Annotated in this window: 11 protein-coding genes and 4 tRNA genes; 1 reads left to right on the top strand and 14 read right to left on the bottom strand. The window is 64.2% G+C overall.

Annotated features, from left to right (window positions below):
* Positions 1–15 precede the first annotated feature (15 nt).
* From rpoB to MG068_RS03675, 14 genes are all read right to left on the bottom strand, one after another.
* Positions 16–4,170, bottom strand: coding sequence for a DNA-directed RNA polymerase subunit beta (gene rpoB, locus MG068_RS03745; RefSeq protein WP_107433390.1), 4,155 nt, complete (start codon positions 4,168–4,170; stop codon positions 16–18).
* A 328-nt stretch (positions 4,171–4,498) separates the two neighbouring features.
* Positions 4,499–4,867 carry a 50S ribosomal protein L7/L12 gene (gene rplL / locus MG068_RS03740; protein WP_010480374.1) on the bottom strand — a complete coding sequence of 123 codons (369 nt, stop codon included), beginning with the start codon at positions 4,865–4,867 and terminating at the stop codon, positions 4,499–4,501.
* 63 nt (positions 4,868–4,930) lie between these two features.
* Complete coding sequence (rplJ, locus tag MG068_RS03735) at positions 4,931–5,467, bottom strand: 50S ribosomal protein L10 (RefSeq protein WP_010480377.1); 537 nt, start codon at positions 5,465–5,467, stop codon at positions 4,931–4,933.
* A 386-nt stretch (positions 5,468–5,853) separates the two neighbouring features.
* Positions 5,854–6,552 carry a 50S ribosomal protein L1 gene (rplA, locus tag MG068_RS03725; RefSeq protein ID WP_004154350.1) on the bottom strand — a complete coding sequence of 233 codons (699 nt, stop codon included), beginning with the start codon at positions 6,550–6,552 and terminating at the stop codon, positions 5,854–5,856.
* Positions 6,553–6,556: 4 nt separating this feature from the next.
* A complete protein-coding gene (gene rplK / locus MG068_RS03720) occupies positions 6,557–6,985 on the bottom strand; it encodes a 50S ribosomal protein L11 (protein WP_004145248.1) in 429 nt (142 codons plus the stop codon).
* 259 nt (positions 6,986–7,244) lie between these two features.
* Positions 7,245–7,805 (bottom strand): transcription termination/antitermination protein NusG, encoded by a 561-nt coding sequence (gene nusG / locus MG068_RS03715; protein WP_004154362.1) that lies wholly within the window; start codon positions 7,803–7,805, stop codon positions 7,245–7,247.
* A 10-nt stretch (positions 7,806–7,815) separates the two neighbouring features.
* Entirely contained in the window at positions 7,816–8,229 is a 414-nt protein-coding gene (gene secE / locus MG068_RS03710) for a preprotein translocase subunit SecE (RefSeq protein ID WP_049462865.1), read from the bottom strand.
* Positions 8,230–8,278: 49 nt separating this feature from the next.
* A tRNA-Trp gene (locus MG068_RS03705) sits at positions 8,279–8,354 on the bottom strand.
* Between the two features lie 103 nt (positions 8,355–8,457).
* Positions 8,458–9,648: an elongation factor Tu gene (gene tuf / locus MG068_RS03700; RefSeq protein ID WP_049416993.1), complete on the bottom strand. Its 1,191-nt coding sequence runs from the start codon at positions 9,646–9,648 to the stop codon at positions 8,458–8,460.
* Between the two features lie 41 nt (positions 9,649–9,689).
* Positions 9,690–9,765: transfer RNA gene (locus tag MG068_RS03695), tRNA-Thr, on the bottom strand.
* A 49-nt stretch (positions 9,766–9,814) separates the two neighbouring features.
* Positions 9,815–9,888 (bottom strand) — tRNA-Gly (locus MG068_RS03690).
* A gap of 24 nt (positions 9,889–9,912) precedes the next feature.
* Positions 9,913–9,998 (bottom strand) — tRNA-Tyr (locus MG068_RS03685).
* A gap of 137 nt (positions 9,999–10,135) precedes the next feature.
* Positions 10,136–11,152, bottom strand: a complete 1,017-nt coding sequence (locus MG068_RS03680; RefSeq protein ID WP_132809293.1) for an isoaspartyl peptidase/L-asparaginase family protein — start codon at positions 11,150–11,152, stop codon at positions 10,136–10,138.
* A gap of 105 nt (positions 11,153–11,257) precedes the next feature.
* The gene (locus MG068_RS03675; protein WP_071229187.1) at positions 11,258–12,277 is read right to left on the bottom strand and encodes a cyanophycinase; all 1,020 of its coding nucleotides are present in this window, start codon (positions 12,275–12,277) and stop codon (positions 11,258–11,260) included.
* Between the two features lie 170 nt (positions 12,278–12,447).
* Here MG068_RS03675 and MG068_RS03670 point away from each other — a divergent pair, with 170 nt between their 5' ends.
* Positions 12,448–15,186, top strand: a complete 2,739-nt coding sequence (locus tag MG068_RS03670) for a TonB-dependent receptor plug domain-containing protein (protein WP_132809291.1) — start codon at positions 12,448–12,450, stop codon at positions 15,184–15,186.
* Positions 15,187–15,376: the final 190 nt, after the last annotated feature.

The raw sequence follows: 15,376 nt of genomic DNA, 5'->3' as shown, positions 1-15,376 counted from the left end.
CCGCGCCGGCATGGATCAGTTGTCTTCCAGTTCCATGTTGATGGCCAGCGAGCGGATTTCCTTCACGAGCACGTTGAAGGATTCCGGCATGCCCGCGACCATCTCGTGCTCACCGTCGACGATGTTCTTGTACATCTGGTTGCGGCCCTGCACGTCATCGGACTTCACCGTCAGCATTTCCTGCAGGGTGTAGGCCGCGCCGTAGGCTTCCAGCGCCCAGACTTCCATTTCACCGAAGCGCTGGCCGCCGAACTGCGCCTTGCCGCCCAGCGGCTGCTGGGTGACGAGCGAGTACGGGCCGGTCGAACGGGCGTGCATCTTGTCGTCGACCAGGTGGTTCAGCTTCAGGTAGTGCATGTAACCGACGGTGGTGTGGCGATCGAACGCTTCACCGGTGCGGCCGTCGTACAGCTGGGTCTGGCCACTGCTCGGCAGGTCGGCCAGTTCCAGCATGCGCTTGATTTCCGCTTCGGTGGCGCCGTCGAACACCGGGGTGGCCATCGGCACGCCGTCGGTGAGGTTACGGGCCAGACGCAGCAGTTCCTCGTCGCTGAACTGCGACAGGTCGACACGGTTGGCCACGTTGGTGTCGTCGTGGTTGTAGATGTCGTCCAGGAACTTGCGCAGGTCGGCGACCGCCGCCTGGGCTTCCATCATCGCCTGGATCTTGCGGCCCAGGCCCTTGGCAGCCCAGCCCAGATGCACTTCCAGGATCTGGCCGATGTTCATACGCGACGGCACGCCCAGCGGGTTCAGCACGATGTCCACGGTTTCGCCCGAGGCCATGTACGGCATGTCCTCGACCGGCACCACGTTGGAGACCACACCCTTGTTACCGTGGCGGCCTGCCATCTTGTCGCCCGGCTGGATGCGGCGCTTCACGGCCAGGAACACCTTGACCATCTTCAGCACGCCCGGGGCGAGGTCGTCACCGGCGGTGATCTTGCCGCGCTTGTCGGCGAAGCGACGCTCGAATTCCTTCTCGTGCGCCTGGATCTGCTTCTGGGCGCGCTCGATGGCTTCCGAAGCGTCCTCGTCCTTCATGCGCAGGGCGAACCAGTCAGCCTTCTTCAGGCCGTCCAGGAAGGCGTCGCTGATCACGTCGCCCTTCTTCAGGCCAGCGCCACCGTTGACCACCTTGCCCACGATCTGCGAACGCAGACGCATGTAGATGGCGGCTTCCAGGATGCGGAACTGGTCGTCGAAGTCCTTCTTGACGCGCTTGATTTCAGACTCTTCGATCTGGCGGGCGCGCTTGTCCTTCTCGATGCCGTCGCGGGTGAAGACCTGCACGTCGATGACGGTACCGTCCATGCCCGGCGGAACGCGCAGCGAGCTGTCCTTCACGTCCGAAGCCTTCTCGCCGAAGATCGCGCGCAGCAGCTTTTCTTCCGGGGTCAGCTGGCTTTCGCCCTTCGGCGTGACCTTGCCGACCAGGATGTCGCCGGCACGGACTTCCGCACCGATGTACACCACGCCGCTCTCGTCCAGGCGGTTCAGCGCCTGCTCGGAGACGTTCGGGATGTCGGCGGAGATTTCCTCCGGCCCCAGCTTGGTGTCACGCGCGACGCAGGTCAGCTCTTCGATGTGGATCGTGGTGTAACGATCCTCTTCCACCACACGCTCGGAGAGCAGGATGGAGTCTTCGAAGTTGTAGCCGTTCCACGGCATGAACGCGATCAGCATGTTCTGGCCCAGGGCCAGTTCGCCGATGTCGGTGGACGGACCGTCGGCCAGCACGTCGCCGCGGGCGATGACGTCACCCACCTGGACCAGCGGACGCTGGTTGATGCAGGTGTTCTGGTTCGAACGGGTGTACTTGACCAGGTTGTAGATGTCCACGCCTGCGTCGGTGGCGCCAACGATCTCTTCCTCGTTGACCTTGACCACGATACGGGCGGCATCGATCTGCACGATCTCGCCACCACGACGGGCATTCACGGTCACACCGGAGTCACGCGCCACGGCGCGCTCGATGCCGGTACCGACCAGCGGCTTCTGCGCACGCAGGGTCGGCACGGCCTGACGCTGCATGTTGGCGCCCATCAGTGCGCGGTTGGCGTCATCGTGCTCCAGGAACGGAACCAGCGCGGCCGCGATCGACACGGTCTGCATCGGCGAGACGTCCATGAAGTGGACTTCCGCCGGCGGCTTCAGCAGCGACTCACCCTGGAAGCGGCACGGAACGAACTGCTCGGTCAGGGTGCCCTTGGCGTCGGTCAGCGCGTTGGCCTGCGCAATGACGTACTCGTTTTCTTCGATCGCCGACAGGAACTCGACTTCGTCATAGACCTTGCCGTCCACGACCTTGCGGTACGGGGTCTCGAGGAAACCGTACTGGTTGGTGCGGGCGTACACGGCCAGCGAGTTGATCAGGCCGATGTTCGGGCCTTCCGGGGTTTCGATGGTGCAGACGCGGCCGTAATGGGTCGGGTGCACGTCGCGCACTTCGAAGCCGGCGCGCTCACGGGTCAGACCGCCCGGGCCCAGGGCCGAGACGCGACGCTTGTGGGTCACTTCCGACAGCGGGTTGTTCTGGTCCATGAACTGCGACAGCTGCGAGGAGCCGAAGAACTCCTTGATGGCAGCGGCAACCGGCTTGGCGTTGATCAGCTCCTGCGGGGTCAGGCCTTCGGACTCGGCCATCGACAGGCGCTCCTTGACCGCGCGCTCGACGCGGACCAGGCCCACGCGGAACACGTTCTCGGCCATTTCGCCGACCGAACGCACGCGACGGTTGCCCAGGTGATCGATGTCATCGACCACGCCGCGACCGTTGCGGATCTCGGTCAGGACCTTGATCACGTCCAGGATGTCGGAGCTGTCGCCATGGGCGGCAACCAGGCGCTTGGACTCTTCGTCGTTGCGCTCGCCGTAGTACTTGCGGTCGTACAGCACGGCTTCGCCGGTGGTTTCCTTGCGGCCCACGCGACGGTTGAACTTCATGCGGCCGACCGCGGACAGGTCGTAGCGCTCGAAGGTGAAGAACAGGTTGTGGAACAGGTTCTGCGCGGCGTCCTTGGTCGGCGGTTCGCCCGGACGCATCATGCGGTAGATCTCGACCAGGGCTTCCAGCTGGGTCTTGGTCGGGTCGATGCGCAGGGTGTTGGACAGGTACGGGCCACGATCCAGATCGTTCACCCACAGGGTGCCCACGGCATCCACGCCGGCCTTGCGGAAGGCCTGCAGCTGCTCGTCGGTGATCTCGTCATTGGCCTGGGCCAGCAGTTCGCCGGTCGAAGCATCGACCACGTCGTGCGACAGGATGCGGCCGACGATGTAGTCGTCCGGCACGGCCAGGGCGGCGATGCCCGAGGCTTCCAGCTGCTTGATGTGACGCGCGGTGATGCGCTTGCCGGCTTCCACGATGACCTTGTCGCCGTCGGCGAGGTCGAAGCCCAGGGTTTCGCCACGCAGGCGCTCCGGCACCAGCTCCAGCTGGACGCCTTCATCCGGGTTGATGTGGAAGGTGTTGATCTCGAAGAACTCGGCCAGCATCTCTTCGTTGCTGTAGCCGAGCGCGCGCAGCAGGATCGACACCGGCAGCTTGCGGCGGCGGTCGATACGGGTGAACAGCGCGTCCTTCGGGTCGAACTCGAAGTCCAGCCAGGAGCCGCGGTAAGGAATGATGCGGGCGCTGTACAGCAGCTTGCCCGAGCTGTGGGTCTTGCCACGGTCGTGGTCGAAGAACACGCCCGGCGAACGGTGCAGCTGCGAGACGATGACGCGCTCGGTGCCGTTGACGATGAAGGTGCCGTTCTCGGTCATCAGCGGGATTTCGCCCAGATAGACCTCCTGCTCCTTCACGTACTTGATGGCCTTGGTCGACGACTCACGGTCGTAGATCACCAGGCGCACGGTCACGCGCAGCGGCGCGCCGTAGCTCATGCCACGCTGGCGGCACTCACGCTCGTCGAAGACCGGTTCGCCCAGCTTGTAGCCGACGTATTCCAGGGCAGCATTGCCGCTGTAGCTGGCGATCGGGAAGACCGACTTCAGCGCAGCGTGCAGGCCGTGGTCCGTGCGCTTGGCCGGATCGACGTTTTCCTGCAGGAATTCACGATAGGAATCCACCTGGATGGCGAGCAGGAACGGCACTTCGAGAATCGAGCGCTGCTTGCCGAAATCCTTGCGGATACGCTTTTTTTCGGTGAACGAATAGGACGTCATGAGGTCTTCCACCTTGTTGTGCGGATCGTGCGCCCACGATCCGAAGGGAACTTGAAATTGTCAGTTGGAAGTCGCTGGTATTGCCGGCACCAGCACGCCTTCTCCCGCTACTTCCAACTGCCAACTCGTCTGCATCCACTCCCCCGCTGCCGCGCTCTGCGCTGGCCTGCCGGGGTCTGACCGCAGCCCGTGTTGGGCTTTTTCTGCTTTTGAAACAGTCGACCAACAGTCGACCCTACCGGTACTGCAACAACGACCAAAGGCCGGGGGCTTACGCCCCCAGCCTTGGCTGCATCGCCGTGAATCGGTGACGATGCAAGGTAACTGCTTACTTGACTTCGACAGTCGCGCCAGCAGCTTCCAGGTCCTTCTTCATCTTCTCGGCGTCGTCCTTCGAAGCGCCTTCCTTCAGGACGCCACCGGCTTCGGCCAGGTCCTTCGCTTCCTTCAGGCCCAGGCCGGTGATGGCGCGGACGGCCTTGATGACTTCGACCTTCTTGTCGCCGGCCGACTTCAGGGTGACGGTGAACTCGGTCTGCTCTTCAACAGCAGCGGCCGGGCCAGCGGCAGCAGCCACGGCAACCGGAGCAGCGGCGGAGACGCCGAACTTCTCTTCGATGGCCTTGACCAGCTCCATCACTTCCATCAGGGACTTCTCGGCGATGGCGTCGACGATCTGTTCGTTGGTAAGGGACATGATTAATACCTTTGGATGATTTTCTGGGTTGAGGTTCCGTCAGGAACCACGGTAAGTCGAAACTCAGGCGGTCTCGGCGGCCGGCTCGGCAGCGTCGGCGGCGACGTCGCCACCACCCTGCTTCTCGCCAACGGCCTTGATGGCGCGGGCAAACATCGTGACCGGCTCGGTCAGGACGCGGGCCAGCATGGCCAGGGCCTGGTCGCGGGTCGGCAGCGAGGCCAGCACTTCGACGTGGCTTGCCGGGAACACTTCGCCACCGATGGCGACGACCTTAGCCTTCAGCTTGTCGTTGCCCTTGGCGGCTTCCTTGATCAGGCGACCGGCAGCGCCGGGCTCCTCGAGCGAGAACGCGTACAGCAGCGGACCAACCATCTGGTCCTGGGCGACTGCGAACTCGGTGCCTTCAACGGCGCGCGAAGCCAGGGTGTTCTTGACAACCTTCAAGAAAACACCGGTTTCACGAGCCTGCTTGCGCATCGCGGTCATCTGGGCGACCGTGGTGCCAGCGTATTCGGCTGCGATCAAGGAGTGGGCCTTGGCGGCGACGTCTGCCAGCTCGGCGACTACTTCTTGCTTCTGGGACAGATTGAGAGCCATTGCACTCCTCCTATTGAACTCCGCTTACGGCTCCTGCCGTGTGCGGTCCTGTGCGGCATCCGTCCTGGACGCCGGGAACATCGGGATGATGTTCCGGGGGTGGGCCGTTCTAGACCTGGAGTGGGCCAACCTGGGAAACCCAGACGTGCGTGAACCAGAAAAACTCCAGAAGGGCACCATCTACGCAGGGTGATTCCGGGGAATCGATTAAGCGCTCATGACTGCTCCGGCGGCGACTCCTTGCCAGATCGAGCTTCCGTGCCCGTCGCCGGTATTGCCACGACCGCGCCTGCGGTCTTTGACGGCTACCGCGGGCGATGTAAGGCCAGCGATGCCTTCAAATGTCACGGTCACGGCACCGAAGGTACCGTGACCGCTTGAAACAATTACTTCAGGGTCAGCGACGACTGGTCGACGGTGACGCCCGGGCCCATCGTCGAGCTGACCGAAACCTTCTGCAGGTAGGTGCCTTTCGAGGTGGCCGGCTTGGCCTTGATCAGGTCCAGCAGCAGCGCGGTCAGGTTCGACTTCAGCGCGTCTTCGGCGAAGTCGGCCTTGCCGATGGTGCAGTGGATGATGCCGGCCTTGTCGGTGCGGTAACGGACCTGACCCGACTTGGCGTTCTTCACGGCTTCACCCGGGTTCGGGGAAACGGTGCCGACCTTCGGGTTCGGCATCAGGCCGCGCGGGCCCAGCACGGTGCCCAGCTTACCGACGACGCGCATGGCGTCCGGGGTCGCGATGACGACGTCGTAGTTCAGATCGCCGGCCTGCATCTTCTCGGCCAGATCATCCATACCGACGGCTTCGGCGCCAGCGGCCAGGGCTTCGTCAGCCTTGGCACCGGCCGGAGCGAACACGGCGACGCGGACCGACTTGCCGGTACCGGCCGGCAGCACGGTGGACCCACGGACCTGCTGGTCGGACTTCTTCGCATCGACGCCCAGGCGCACAGCGACGTCGATCGACTCGACGAACTTGGCCTTGGTGGCGCTCTTCAGGATGTTGATCGCGTCCTCGAAGGCGTATGCCTTGCCCGGAACGACGGCGGCCTTGATGGCCTTCTCACGCTTGGTCTGTGCCATCTTATTAACCCTCCACCACGAGGCCCATGGAACGGGCAGAGCCAGCGATGGTACGCACGGCGGCGTCCAGGTCGGCGGCAGTCAGATCCGGTTCCTTCGCCTTGGCGATCTCTTCCAGCTGCTTACGGGTGACCTTGCCGACCTTCTCGGTGTTCGGGCGCTTGGAGCCCGACGAGATGCCAGCGGCCTTCTTCAGCAGGGTGGTGGCCGGGGTGCTCTTGGTGATGAAGGTGAACGTACGGTCCGAGTAGGCCGTGATGATCACCGGAACCGGCAGGCCCGGCTCGAGCTTCTGCGTGGCAGCGTTGAACGCCTTGCAGAATTCCATGATGTTCAGACCGCGCTGACCCAGCGCAGGACCGACCGGCGGCGAGGGGTTGGCCTGACCGGCCTTCACCTGCAGCTTGATGTAACCGACAACTTTCTTTGCCATGTGAGTACTCTCCGGGTGCTAGCGCCTTTCGACAACAGGCTCCCCATCGGACCGGGAATCACGCGTCCCGGCATCGCGTTTTGAAATCATGCTGAAGGCCACCTTGCGGCGGCCTCGTCCTGCTGGCTTCCCAGCGGGGAGCCGCGCACTATATCAGGTTTTTTCTTCACATGCCTGAAGCGGCACGTAAACGAGAGAAACCGGGCAGCGCCCGGTTTCTGGTCCCGTAGCGGTCGAGCTTGCTCGACCCACGGCCAGATCAGACGGCCTTTTCGACCTGGCCGAACTCGAGTTCGACCGGAGTGGCACGACCGAAGATCAGCACCGAGACGCGCAGACGGCTCTTCTCGTAGTTGACTTCTTCGACGACGCCATTGAAATCGTTGAACGGGCCGTCGGTAACGCGGACCATCTGGCCCGGCTCGAACAGCACCTTCGGACGCGGCTTCTCGACACCTTCCTGAACGCGATTCAGGATGGCTTCGGCCTCGGAATCGGCGATCGGCAGCGGACGGTCGGCGGTGCCGCCGATGAAGCCCATCACGCGCGGGGTTTCCTTGACCAGGTGCCAGCTTTCGTTGTCGATGCGCGGAATACCGGCTTCTTCGTGGGTCTCGATCTGGACCAGCACGTAACCCGGGAAGAACTTGCGCTCGGAGCGGCGCTTCTGGCCAGCGCGCATCTCGACCACTTCTTCGGTCGGGACCAGGACATCGCCGAAGCGCTCTTCCATGCCGTCACGGACGATGCGATCGCGCAGAGCCTGCGCCACCGACTTCTCGAAGCCCGAATAGGCGTGAACGACGTACCAACGCTTCATGCAATTCTCCTTAGCGGCTCAGGAACAACTGAACCAGCCACTGAATGACGTAATCGAACCCACCCAGCAACAGACTGAGAATGGTCACCACCACCATCACGACCCAGGTCATGCGGATGGCTTCCTGGCGCGTCGGCCAGACCACCTTGCGCAGTTCGAAGCGCGACTCGGAGAGGAATTCGCGGGTGTCGCGCCCCTTGCCGGTCAGCATGAACACGCCGATACCGCCAACCAGACCGACCACGACCGCCAACGCACGCAGCTGACCCGCCCACGCACCCAGCTGGGTGGCGCGACCGGAGTCGGCGGAGAACCAGAACCAGACGAACAGACCGGCCAGCACCAGCAGCGATGCGGCGACGTACTTGACGATATCCCCGCCGTTGGCGGAGCTGTCCTTGGAGTGTTCGATCTTGCTATTCATCCGACTGTGTCTGCTTTAGCGGCCCAGGCCGCTGGATAAGGTGGGCAGATGGCACGCCAGGAGGGACTCGAACCCCCAACCTGCGGTTTTGGAGACCGCTGCTCTGCCAATTGAGCTACTGGCGTACGTATTGAAACTTGCCTTCCCTTAGACGGCGAAGGCGGACCGAGGTTCCCGGCCCGCCATTCGCGTAACCGGCGGCGCTATGCAACCACCGGTACTGCAGGCTTACTCGATGATCTTCGAGACCACGCCGGCGCCGACGGTACGGCCGCCTTCGCGGATGGCGAAGCGCAGACCTTCGTCCATGGCCACCGGGTTGATCAGGGTGACTTCCATCTTGACGTTGTCACCCGGCATCACCATTTCGACGCCTTCCGGCAGCTTGGCGGCGCCGGTGATGTCGGTGGTGCGGAAGTAGAACTGCGGACGGTAGCCGTTGAAGAACGGGGTGTGGCGGCCGCCCTCGTCCTTCGACAGGACGTACACTTCGCCTTCGAACTTGGTGTGCGGCTTGATCGTGCCCGGCTTGGCCAGCACCTGGCCACGCTCGACGTCGTCACGCTTGGTGCCGCGCAGCAGCAGGCCAGCGTTGTCGCCTGCCTGACCCTGGTCCAGCAGCTTGCGGAACATTTCAACGCCGGTCACGGTGGTCTTCTGCACCGGACGGATGCCGACGATTTCGATTTCGTCGCCAACCTTGATCACGCCGCGCTCGATACGACCGGTCACCACGGTGCCGCGGCCCGAGATCGAGAACACGTCTTCCACCGGCATCAGGAACGGCTTGTCGATCGCACGCTCCGGCTCCGGAATCCAGCTGTCCAGCGCGTCGACCAGCTTCAGGATGGCCGGCACGCCGATGTCGCTCTGGTCGCCTTCCAGCGCCAGACGGGCCGAACCGGCGATGATCGGGGTGTCGTCGCCCGGGAACTCGTACTTGCTCAGCAGCTCGCGAACTTCCATCTCGACCAGCTCGAGCAGCTCGGCGTCGTCCACCATGTCGGCCTTGTTCAGGAACACGACGATGTACGGCACGCCGACCTGGCGCGACAGCAGGATGTGCTCACGGGTCTGCGGCATCGGGCCGTCAGCGGCCGAGCACACCAGGATCGCGCCGTCCATCTGGGCGGCACCGGTGATCATGTTCTTGACGTAGTCAGCGTGGCCCGGGCAGTCAACGTGGGCGTAGTGACGGATCGGGGATTCGTATTCGACGTGCGCGGTCGAGATCGTGATGCCACGCGCCTTTTCTTCCGGCGCGGCGTCGATCGAGGAGTAGTCCTTGAACTCGCCACCGAAGCGCTCGGCACCGATCTTGGTCAGTGCGGCGGTCAGCGTGGTCTTGCCGTGGTCGACGTGACCGATGGTGCCGACGTTGACGTGCGGCTTGGTGCGCTCGAACTTACCCTTGGCCATGGCTGCTTATCTCGAATTCGTCTGAGAGGTGATGCTTAAGATGGTGCTCACGAAAGGAATCGAACCTTCGACCTCTTCCTTACCAAGGAAGTGCTCTACCGACTGAGCTACGTGAGCCGAGTTTTGCATTATGACATGAACTCGATAATATTCAAAGTTCATTCAATGGAGCGGGAGACGGGAATCGAACCCGCACCATCAGCTTGGAAGGCTGAGGTTCTACCATTGAACTACTCCCGCGCCGGGAATGTCACAACGTGAAACTGGTGGAGGGAGGTGGATTCGAACCACCGAAGGCGTAAGCCAGCAGATTTACAGTCTGCCCCCGTTGGCCGCTTGGGTATCCCTCCTTACCACCCCATTCCGTTGCCGCCGAAGCGTTGCGGTGTGTGGTGGTGAGCCGCTTATTCTGCTGATGGGACGGGGGGCTGTCAACGCTTTTTTCCATTTTTTTCACACGCTGTCGCAAACCCATTGATACGCAAGGTTATTGCCCGGGAACCGGCAGGGTCTCGTTGGCGAAAATTGCGACATGAGGGACGCCGTCGCCGCCGATCCAGCCCCGATACATGCCCTGGGTGTTGAATGGCGTGCCCATTTTTCCGTCTGCAGCGAGCACGATCGCACCGCCGTCACCCCCCATCTGCGGAATCGTCTCGTTGATCACGCCCTTGCCGGCCTGTTCCGGCGTCTGCCCCTGGTAGCGCATGCGTGCGCAGATCTCGTGCGCGGCCGCGGTGCGGATGTAGTACTCGCCCCAGCCGGTGCCGGACACCGCACAGCGCGCATCGGCCCAGGTGCCTGCACCGATGATCGGCGAGTCACCCACCCGGCCATAGCGCTTGTTGGTCATGCCACCAGTGGAGGTACCGGCGGCCAGGTGCCCCTGCGCATCCAATGCGACCGCACCGACGGTCCCGAAGTGCTTTGCAGTCTCCAGGTCGGCATGCGCCTGGCCACTGGCCTCTTCTTTGAGTGCACGCTGCAGCTGCTGCCAACGCTTCTCCGTACGGAAGTAGGAGGGATCGACCAAAGACATCCCCTGCTCGACCGCGAAGGCTTCGGCGCCCTGCCCCACCATCATCACGTGCCTCGATTTCTGCATCACGGTCTGCGCCAGCAGGATCGGGTTGCGCACCCGCTGCACGCCGGCCACCGCGCCTGCAGCCTGGGTGGCCCCGTCCATCACTGCGGCATCCAGCTCGTTGTGGCCGTCATGGGTGAACACCGCGCCCTTGCCGGCGTTGAAGGTGGGATCGTCCTCCAGGACGGTGATCGCAGCGGTGACTGCAGCCAACGCGGGGCGACCCGCCGCCAGCTCCGCATGCCCCTTCAACAGGGCCGCCCGCAGCGCGTCACGTGCGGCCTTTTCCTCGGCCGGCGACAGGTCCTTGCGCTCGACGCCGGCGCCGCCGTGGATGACCAGCAGCGGTGAAGCCGCCGGTGCGGCCTGGGCAAGCATGGGCAGGGACAACAGTGCGGACAGCGCCAGGCGCAGTTTCATCGGGTACGTCTCCAGCAGAACGAGGGAATGGATTGCGGGGTAGTGCCGGCCGCTGGCCGGCAAGGGGCGCATCAGGGAAGGCGAGTTGCCGGCCAGCGGCCGGCACTACCGAAGCGTGAACTCAATCTCGCCGTCGCTGACGTCGGCCACGGCCTGGTAGTCGGCGTCGGCCTGGAAGTCATCCAGGCGCATGCGGCTGCCGCTGGCGACCACCGTTACCGGTACCGCGTGGAAGCGCAGCGGCTCGCCCTCGACCAGACGGTCGGCATCGCGGCCGGGGCTGACCACCCAGACCTTGCCTTCGCCGTCGGCGCTGTAGACCTGCGCCTGGCCATCGGGCTCCACGCACAGGGCGGTGTCCTCGTCGACGCCGATGCCGACGATGTCGGGGTCGCCACTGTCCTGCGCGGCGCGCGCCACGAACACGATCAGGCGGCCAAGCCGATCGCGCTTGTCGAAGTGGGTGTCGGTGACCACGCGCTGCAGGTAGGGCATCTGCAGGAAGCCACTGTCCATGGTCACCGCACTGCCCATCGGGTCGGCCAGCGCACCGGCGGAGGTGATGCTGCCGCCGTCCATCGCGCCGTAGGCGTAGCCACCGAGGATGGCCAGCCCGGCGCTGGTACCGGCAATCGGCTTGCCGGCGCGCACATGGGCATTGAGCGCGCGGTTGAGCGCGGTGCCCTTCCAGAAGCGGATGTAGCGCGACTGGTCACCACCGGCAATGAAGATGGCATCGGCCGCAGCCACCACGCGCAGCACGGCCGGATCGTCGGCGCCGCGGCGGCTGTCGAAGACCAGCGTCTGCACTGCGGTGGTCCCGCCAATCTCGCGATACAGGCGGTCCTGCAGTTCATCACTGCCAGAAGCGCGCAGGATCAGCACGCGGCCGTTGCCGGCCTGCTTCAGCCACCAGTGAAAGGCCTCCGGCACCCATTCGCCACCGCCCATCAGCATCATGGCCGGCGCGCGCGGGCCGGGCCTGGGTGCGTCGAGATCCCCGGCTTCGTAGTAGGCGAAGCCCGGGCCCTGCAGGTCCTGCGCAAGGGCGGCCAACGGCACGTCCAACACCAGCAGCGCCAGCCAGGCGAAGGGGGCACGCAGGGTGCAATGGAGGCGTCGCATCTTGATCTCCCTGAACAAAATCGACTTGCAAGCGTTTTCACTCTTTGCCAGATAGGGACCCAGTAGTCAAGGGCATGAAAAAGGCGTTAAATGCGCGCGCCCATTCCGGAAATCTGAATGGGGGACAGGGCCCCTCCTCTGCGGGCCGGCTTCATTTCCGAGAATTCCTCATGCGTAGAAAGGCGATGGCGTGGTCGATCCAGCTGGCGTTGATGGGCGTGGCTGCTTCCGCGGCGGCCCAGGCACCGGCCTCCTCTTCGGTTCAACAACTGGATGCGGTGCAGGTCACCGGTTCGCGCATTCCGCGCGCCCAGGTGGAAGGCCCCGCCCCGATCACGGTGATCAGCGCCGAGCAGATCCGCTCCAGCGGCTTCACCAGCGTGCCCGACGTACTGCGCTCGATGACCCAGAACGGCGGTGAGACGCAGAGCCAGCAGTCGTCCAGCGGCGCCGACTTCTCGCCGGGCGCCCAGCAGGTGGACCTGCGCGGGCTGGGCCCGAACCACACGCTGGTGCTGGTCAATGGCCGCCGCATCGCCGACTTCCCGATGCCGTTCAAGGGCCGCAGCAACTTCACCGACGTCTCCAACATCCCGCTGGGCATGATCGAGCGCATCGAAGTGCTGACCGGCAGTGCCTCGGCCATCTACGGTTCGGACGCGATCGCCGGCGTGGTCAACTTCATCCTGAAGAAGAAGGCCGACGGCACCACCGTCGACATGCGCATGGGCACCACCAGCGAAGGCGGTGGCGAGTCGTTCGACATGAGCCTGGCCAGTGGCTTCAGCCGTGGCAACTTCAACGCCGTGTACAGCGTTGAACTGCAGTCGCAGACCCCGCTGTGGGCGTACGAGCGCGACATCCAGGATTCGACCCAGGACGGCCCCACCGAGGGCTCACGCATCGCACGCCGCGCTTACCTGCGCACGGACTACAACGACGACTACCTGGATCCGGGCGCGGCCACCTGCGAAGCGCTGGCCGGGCAGAACCAGGGCAGCACCTACCGCGCCTACCGCCCGCGCTACGGTTACTACTGCGGCAGCGACAGCTCGATCGGCTACGGCACCATACTCAGCAAGCGCCGCGGCGCCAATGGCTACGCCTCGCTGAGCTACGACTTCGACAACGGCCAGCAGTGGTTCGCCGATGTGCAGCTGGGCTACCACACGATGTCGCTGATGCGCGACGTCACCAAGTGGGGCCGCATGGACGCCAACGGCGATGAGTCGGGCTATTTCAACAACCAGGCCACCGGCGAGATCGAGTTCTGGCAGCGCCAGTTCTCGCCCGAGGAGATGGGTGGCCTGCGCAATGCAATGGTGCGCAGCACGCAGAAGACCTTCAGCGTGACCACCGGCTTCAAGGGCAACCTGGCCGGCAACTGGGACTACGAAGCGGCCCTGAGCCATTCGCAGTACCAGTCGCGGATCAGCTGGGCACAGATCATCGCCGCCAAAGCCAATGACCTGTTCCTGGGCCCGCAGCTGGGCGTGGACGACGACGGCTTCCCGATCTACAACGCCGACCCGTCGCGCCTGTACCGGCCGCTGACCCGCGCCGAGTACGATTCGATCGCGGCGCGCACCACCTACACCCCGAAGTCGCGCACCGAGACGGCTGCGTTCACGCTGACCAATTCCGCGCTGTTCGGCCTGCCGGGCGGTGATGCCGGCTTCGCCGCGACCGTGGAAGTGGGCCAGCAGGCGTACTCGCTGAACCCCGATCCGCTGGCGACCGAGTACTACTACTACAGCTGGAAGGATTCGGACGGCAACGGTTCGCGCAACCGCTGGGCGACCGCTGCGGAGCTGCGCATGCCGCTGCACGAGACGGTCAACCTGAGCGTGGCCGGCCGCTACGACCAGTACCGCTATTCCGGCCACACCATCGGCAAGGCGACCTGGAGCGGTGGCCTGGAATGGCGCCCGATCGACACGCTGCTGGTCCGCGGTTCATACGGCACCGCGTTCCGTGCGCCGGACCTCCACTACGTGTTCGCCGGCCCGGGCAACGACGAGACCAGCGCAGTGGACCTGTACAGCTGCCGCGCCGACGATGCCGCCGACTGTTCCGACTACGAGCACAACCTGATCCGCAGCCGCACCGGCAACCGCCAGCTCGACCCGGAAACCAGCACCTCGTGGAGTGCCGGCTTCGTCTGGTCGCCGGCGATCGGCCTGGACCTGTCGGTGGACTGGTTCGACATCGACATGCGCAAGCAGGTGCAGGACATGGACGTGCGCACGATCCTGGCCAGCGAAGCGAACTGCCGCCTCGGCAGTGCCGACATCAACTCGCCGACCTGCGTGGACGCGCTCGACCGCATCACCCGCACCAGTGATGGCCGCCTGTACGGCGTGCGTGTCGCCCCGATCAACGTCGCCCGCGAATCCACCTCCGGCATCGACATTGGCCTGCGCTACCGCCTGCAGACCGGCATCGGCGACTTCATCCTCAACGGCACCCACACCTGGGTGAAGAAGCACGATTTCCAGCGCTACCCCGGTGATCCGATCCAGGACCAGTTCGCGGTCAACAGCAACTTCGACATCCCGCGTACCAAGACCAGCCTGAGCGTGACCTGGGAGAAGGCTGCATGGTCGGCCACAGTCTACGGTTCACGACTTGGCAAGCTGCCAACCTATGACAGCTACGGCCAGACCTTCGACTGGGACAGCGGTGACAGCCCGTACATCAAGGCAACCTACCGCTACAACGCGTCGCTGCAGTACCGCTTCGACGACCACTCGCGCCTGTCGCTGTCGGTGGTCAACGTGTTCAACAAGATGCCGCCGAAGGACGCCACGTACACCGCGTATCCGTACTACGACGTGTCCTGGTTCGACAGCGTCGGCCGCACCATCAACCTGCAGTACACCCACAAGTTCGGTGGCAGCGCGCTGTAAGGCACGCCGCATTGCAGAACGTGGACGACAGGGCCCGCCATTGGCGGGCCTTGTTGTTTGGGAACCTGGCTCTGGTAGATGCCCACCTTGGTGGGCACTGATCTGCCACGCGCCCACCAAGGTGGGCGACTACCAGAGCGGGCCACGCGGGTTTTCCACACCGCGCGTGGAAAGCGATGGGAACTTGGTG

Source organism: Stenotrophomonas sp. ASS1 (assembly GCF_004346925.1).
GTDB lineage: Bacteria > Pseudomonadota > Gammaproteobacteria > Xanthomonadales > Xanthomonadaceae > Stenotrophomonas > Stenotrophomonas maltophilia_A.
This window is presented reverse-complemented; position numbering and strand designations above follow the sequence as displayed.

Bases quoted from the DNA above. Each gene is read 5' to 3' on its own strand.
- MG068_RS03670 (WP_132809291.1), top strand. From the start codon at position 12,448: ATGCGTAGAAAGGCGATGGCGTGGTCGATCCAGCTGGCGTTGATGGGC.
- rplL (WP_010480374.1), bottom strand. From the start codon at position 4,867: ATGTCCCTTACCAACGAACAGATCGTCGACGCCATCGCCGAGAAGTCC.
- rplK (WP_004145248.1), bottom strand. From the start codon at position 6,985: ATGGCAAAGAAAGTTGTCGGTTACATCAAGCTGCAGGTGAAGGCCGGT.
- rpoB (WP_107433390.1), bottom strand. From the start codon at position 4,170: ATGACGTCCTATTCGTTCACCGAAAAAAAGCGTATCCGCAAGGATTTC.
- nusG (WP_004154362.1), bottom strand. From the start codon at position 7,805: ATGAAGCGTTGGTACGTCGTTCACGCCTATTCGGGCTTCGAGAAGTCG.
- MG068_RS03680 (WP_132809293.1), bottom strand. From the start codon at position 11,152: ATGAAACTGCGCCTGGCGCTGTCCGCACTGTTGTCCCTGCCCATGCTT.
- secE (WP_049462865.1), bottom strand. From the start codon at position 8,229: ATGAATAGCAAGATCGAACACTCCAAGGACAGCTCCGCCAACGGCGGG.
- rplA (WP_004154350.1), bottom strand. From the start codon at position 6,552: ATGGCACAGACCAAGCGTGAGAAGGCCATCAAGGCCGCCGTCGTTCCG.
- MG068_RS03675 (WP_071229187.1), bottom strand. From the start codon at position 12,277: ATGCGACGCCTCCATTGCACCCTGCGTGCCCCCTTCGCCTGGCTGGCG.
- rplJ (WP_010480377.1), bottom strand. From the start codon at position 5,467: ATGGCTCTCAATCTGTCCCAGAAGCAAGAAGTAGTCGCCGAGCTGGCA.
- tuf (WP_049416993.1), bottom strand. From the start codon at position 9,648: ATGGCCAAGGGTAAGTTCGAGCGCACCAAGCCGCACGTCAACGTCGGC.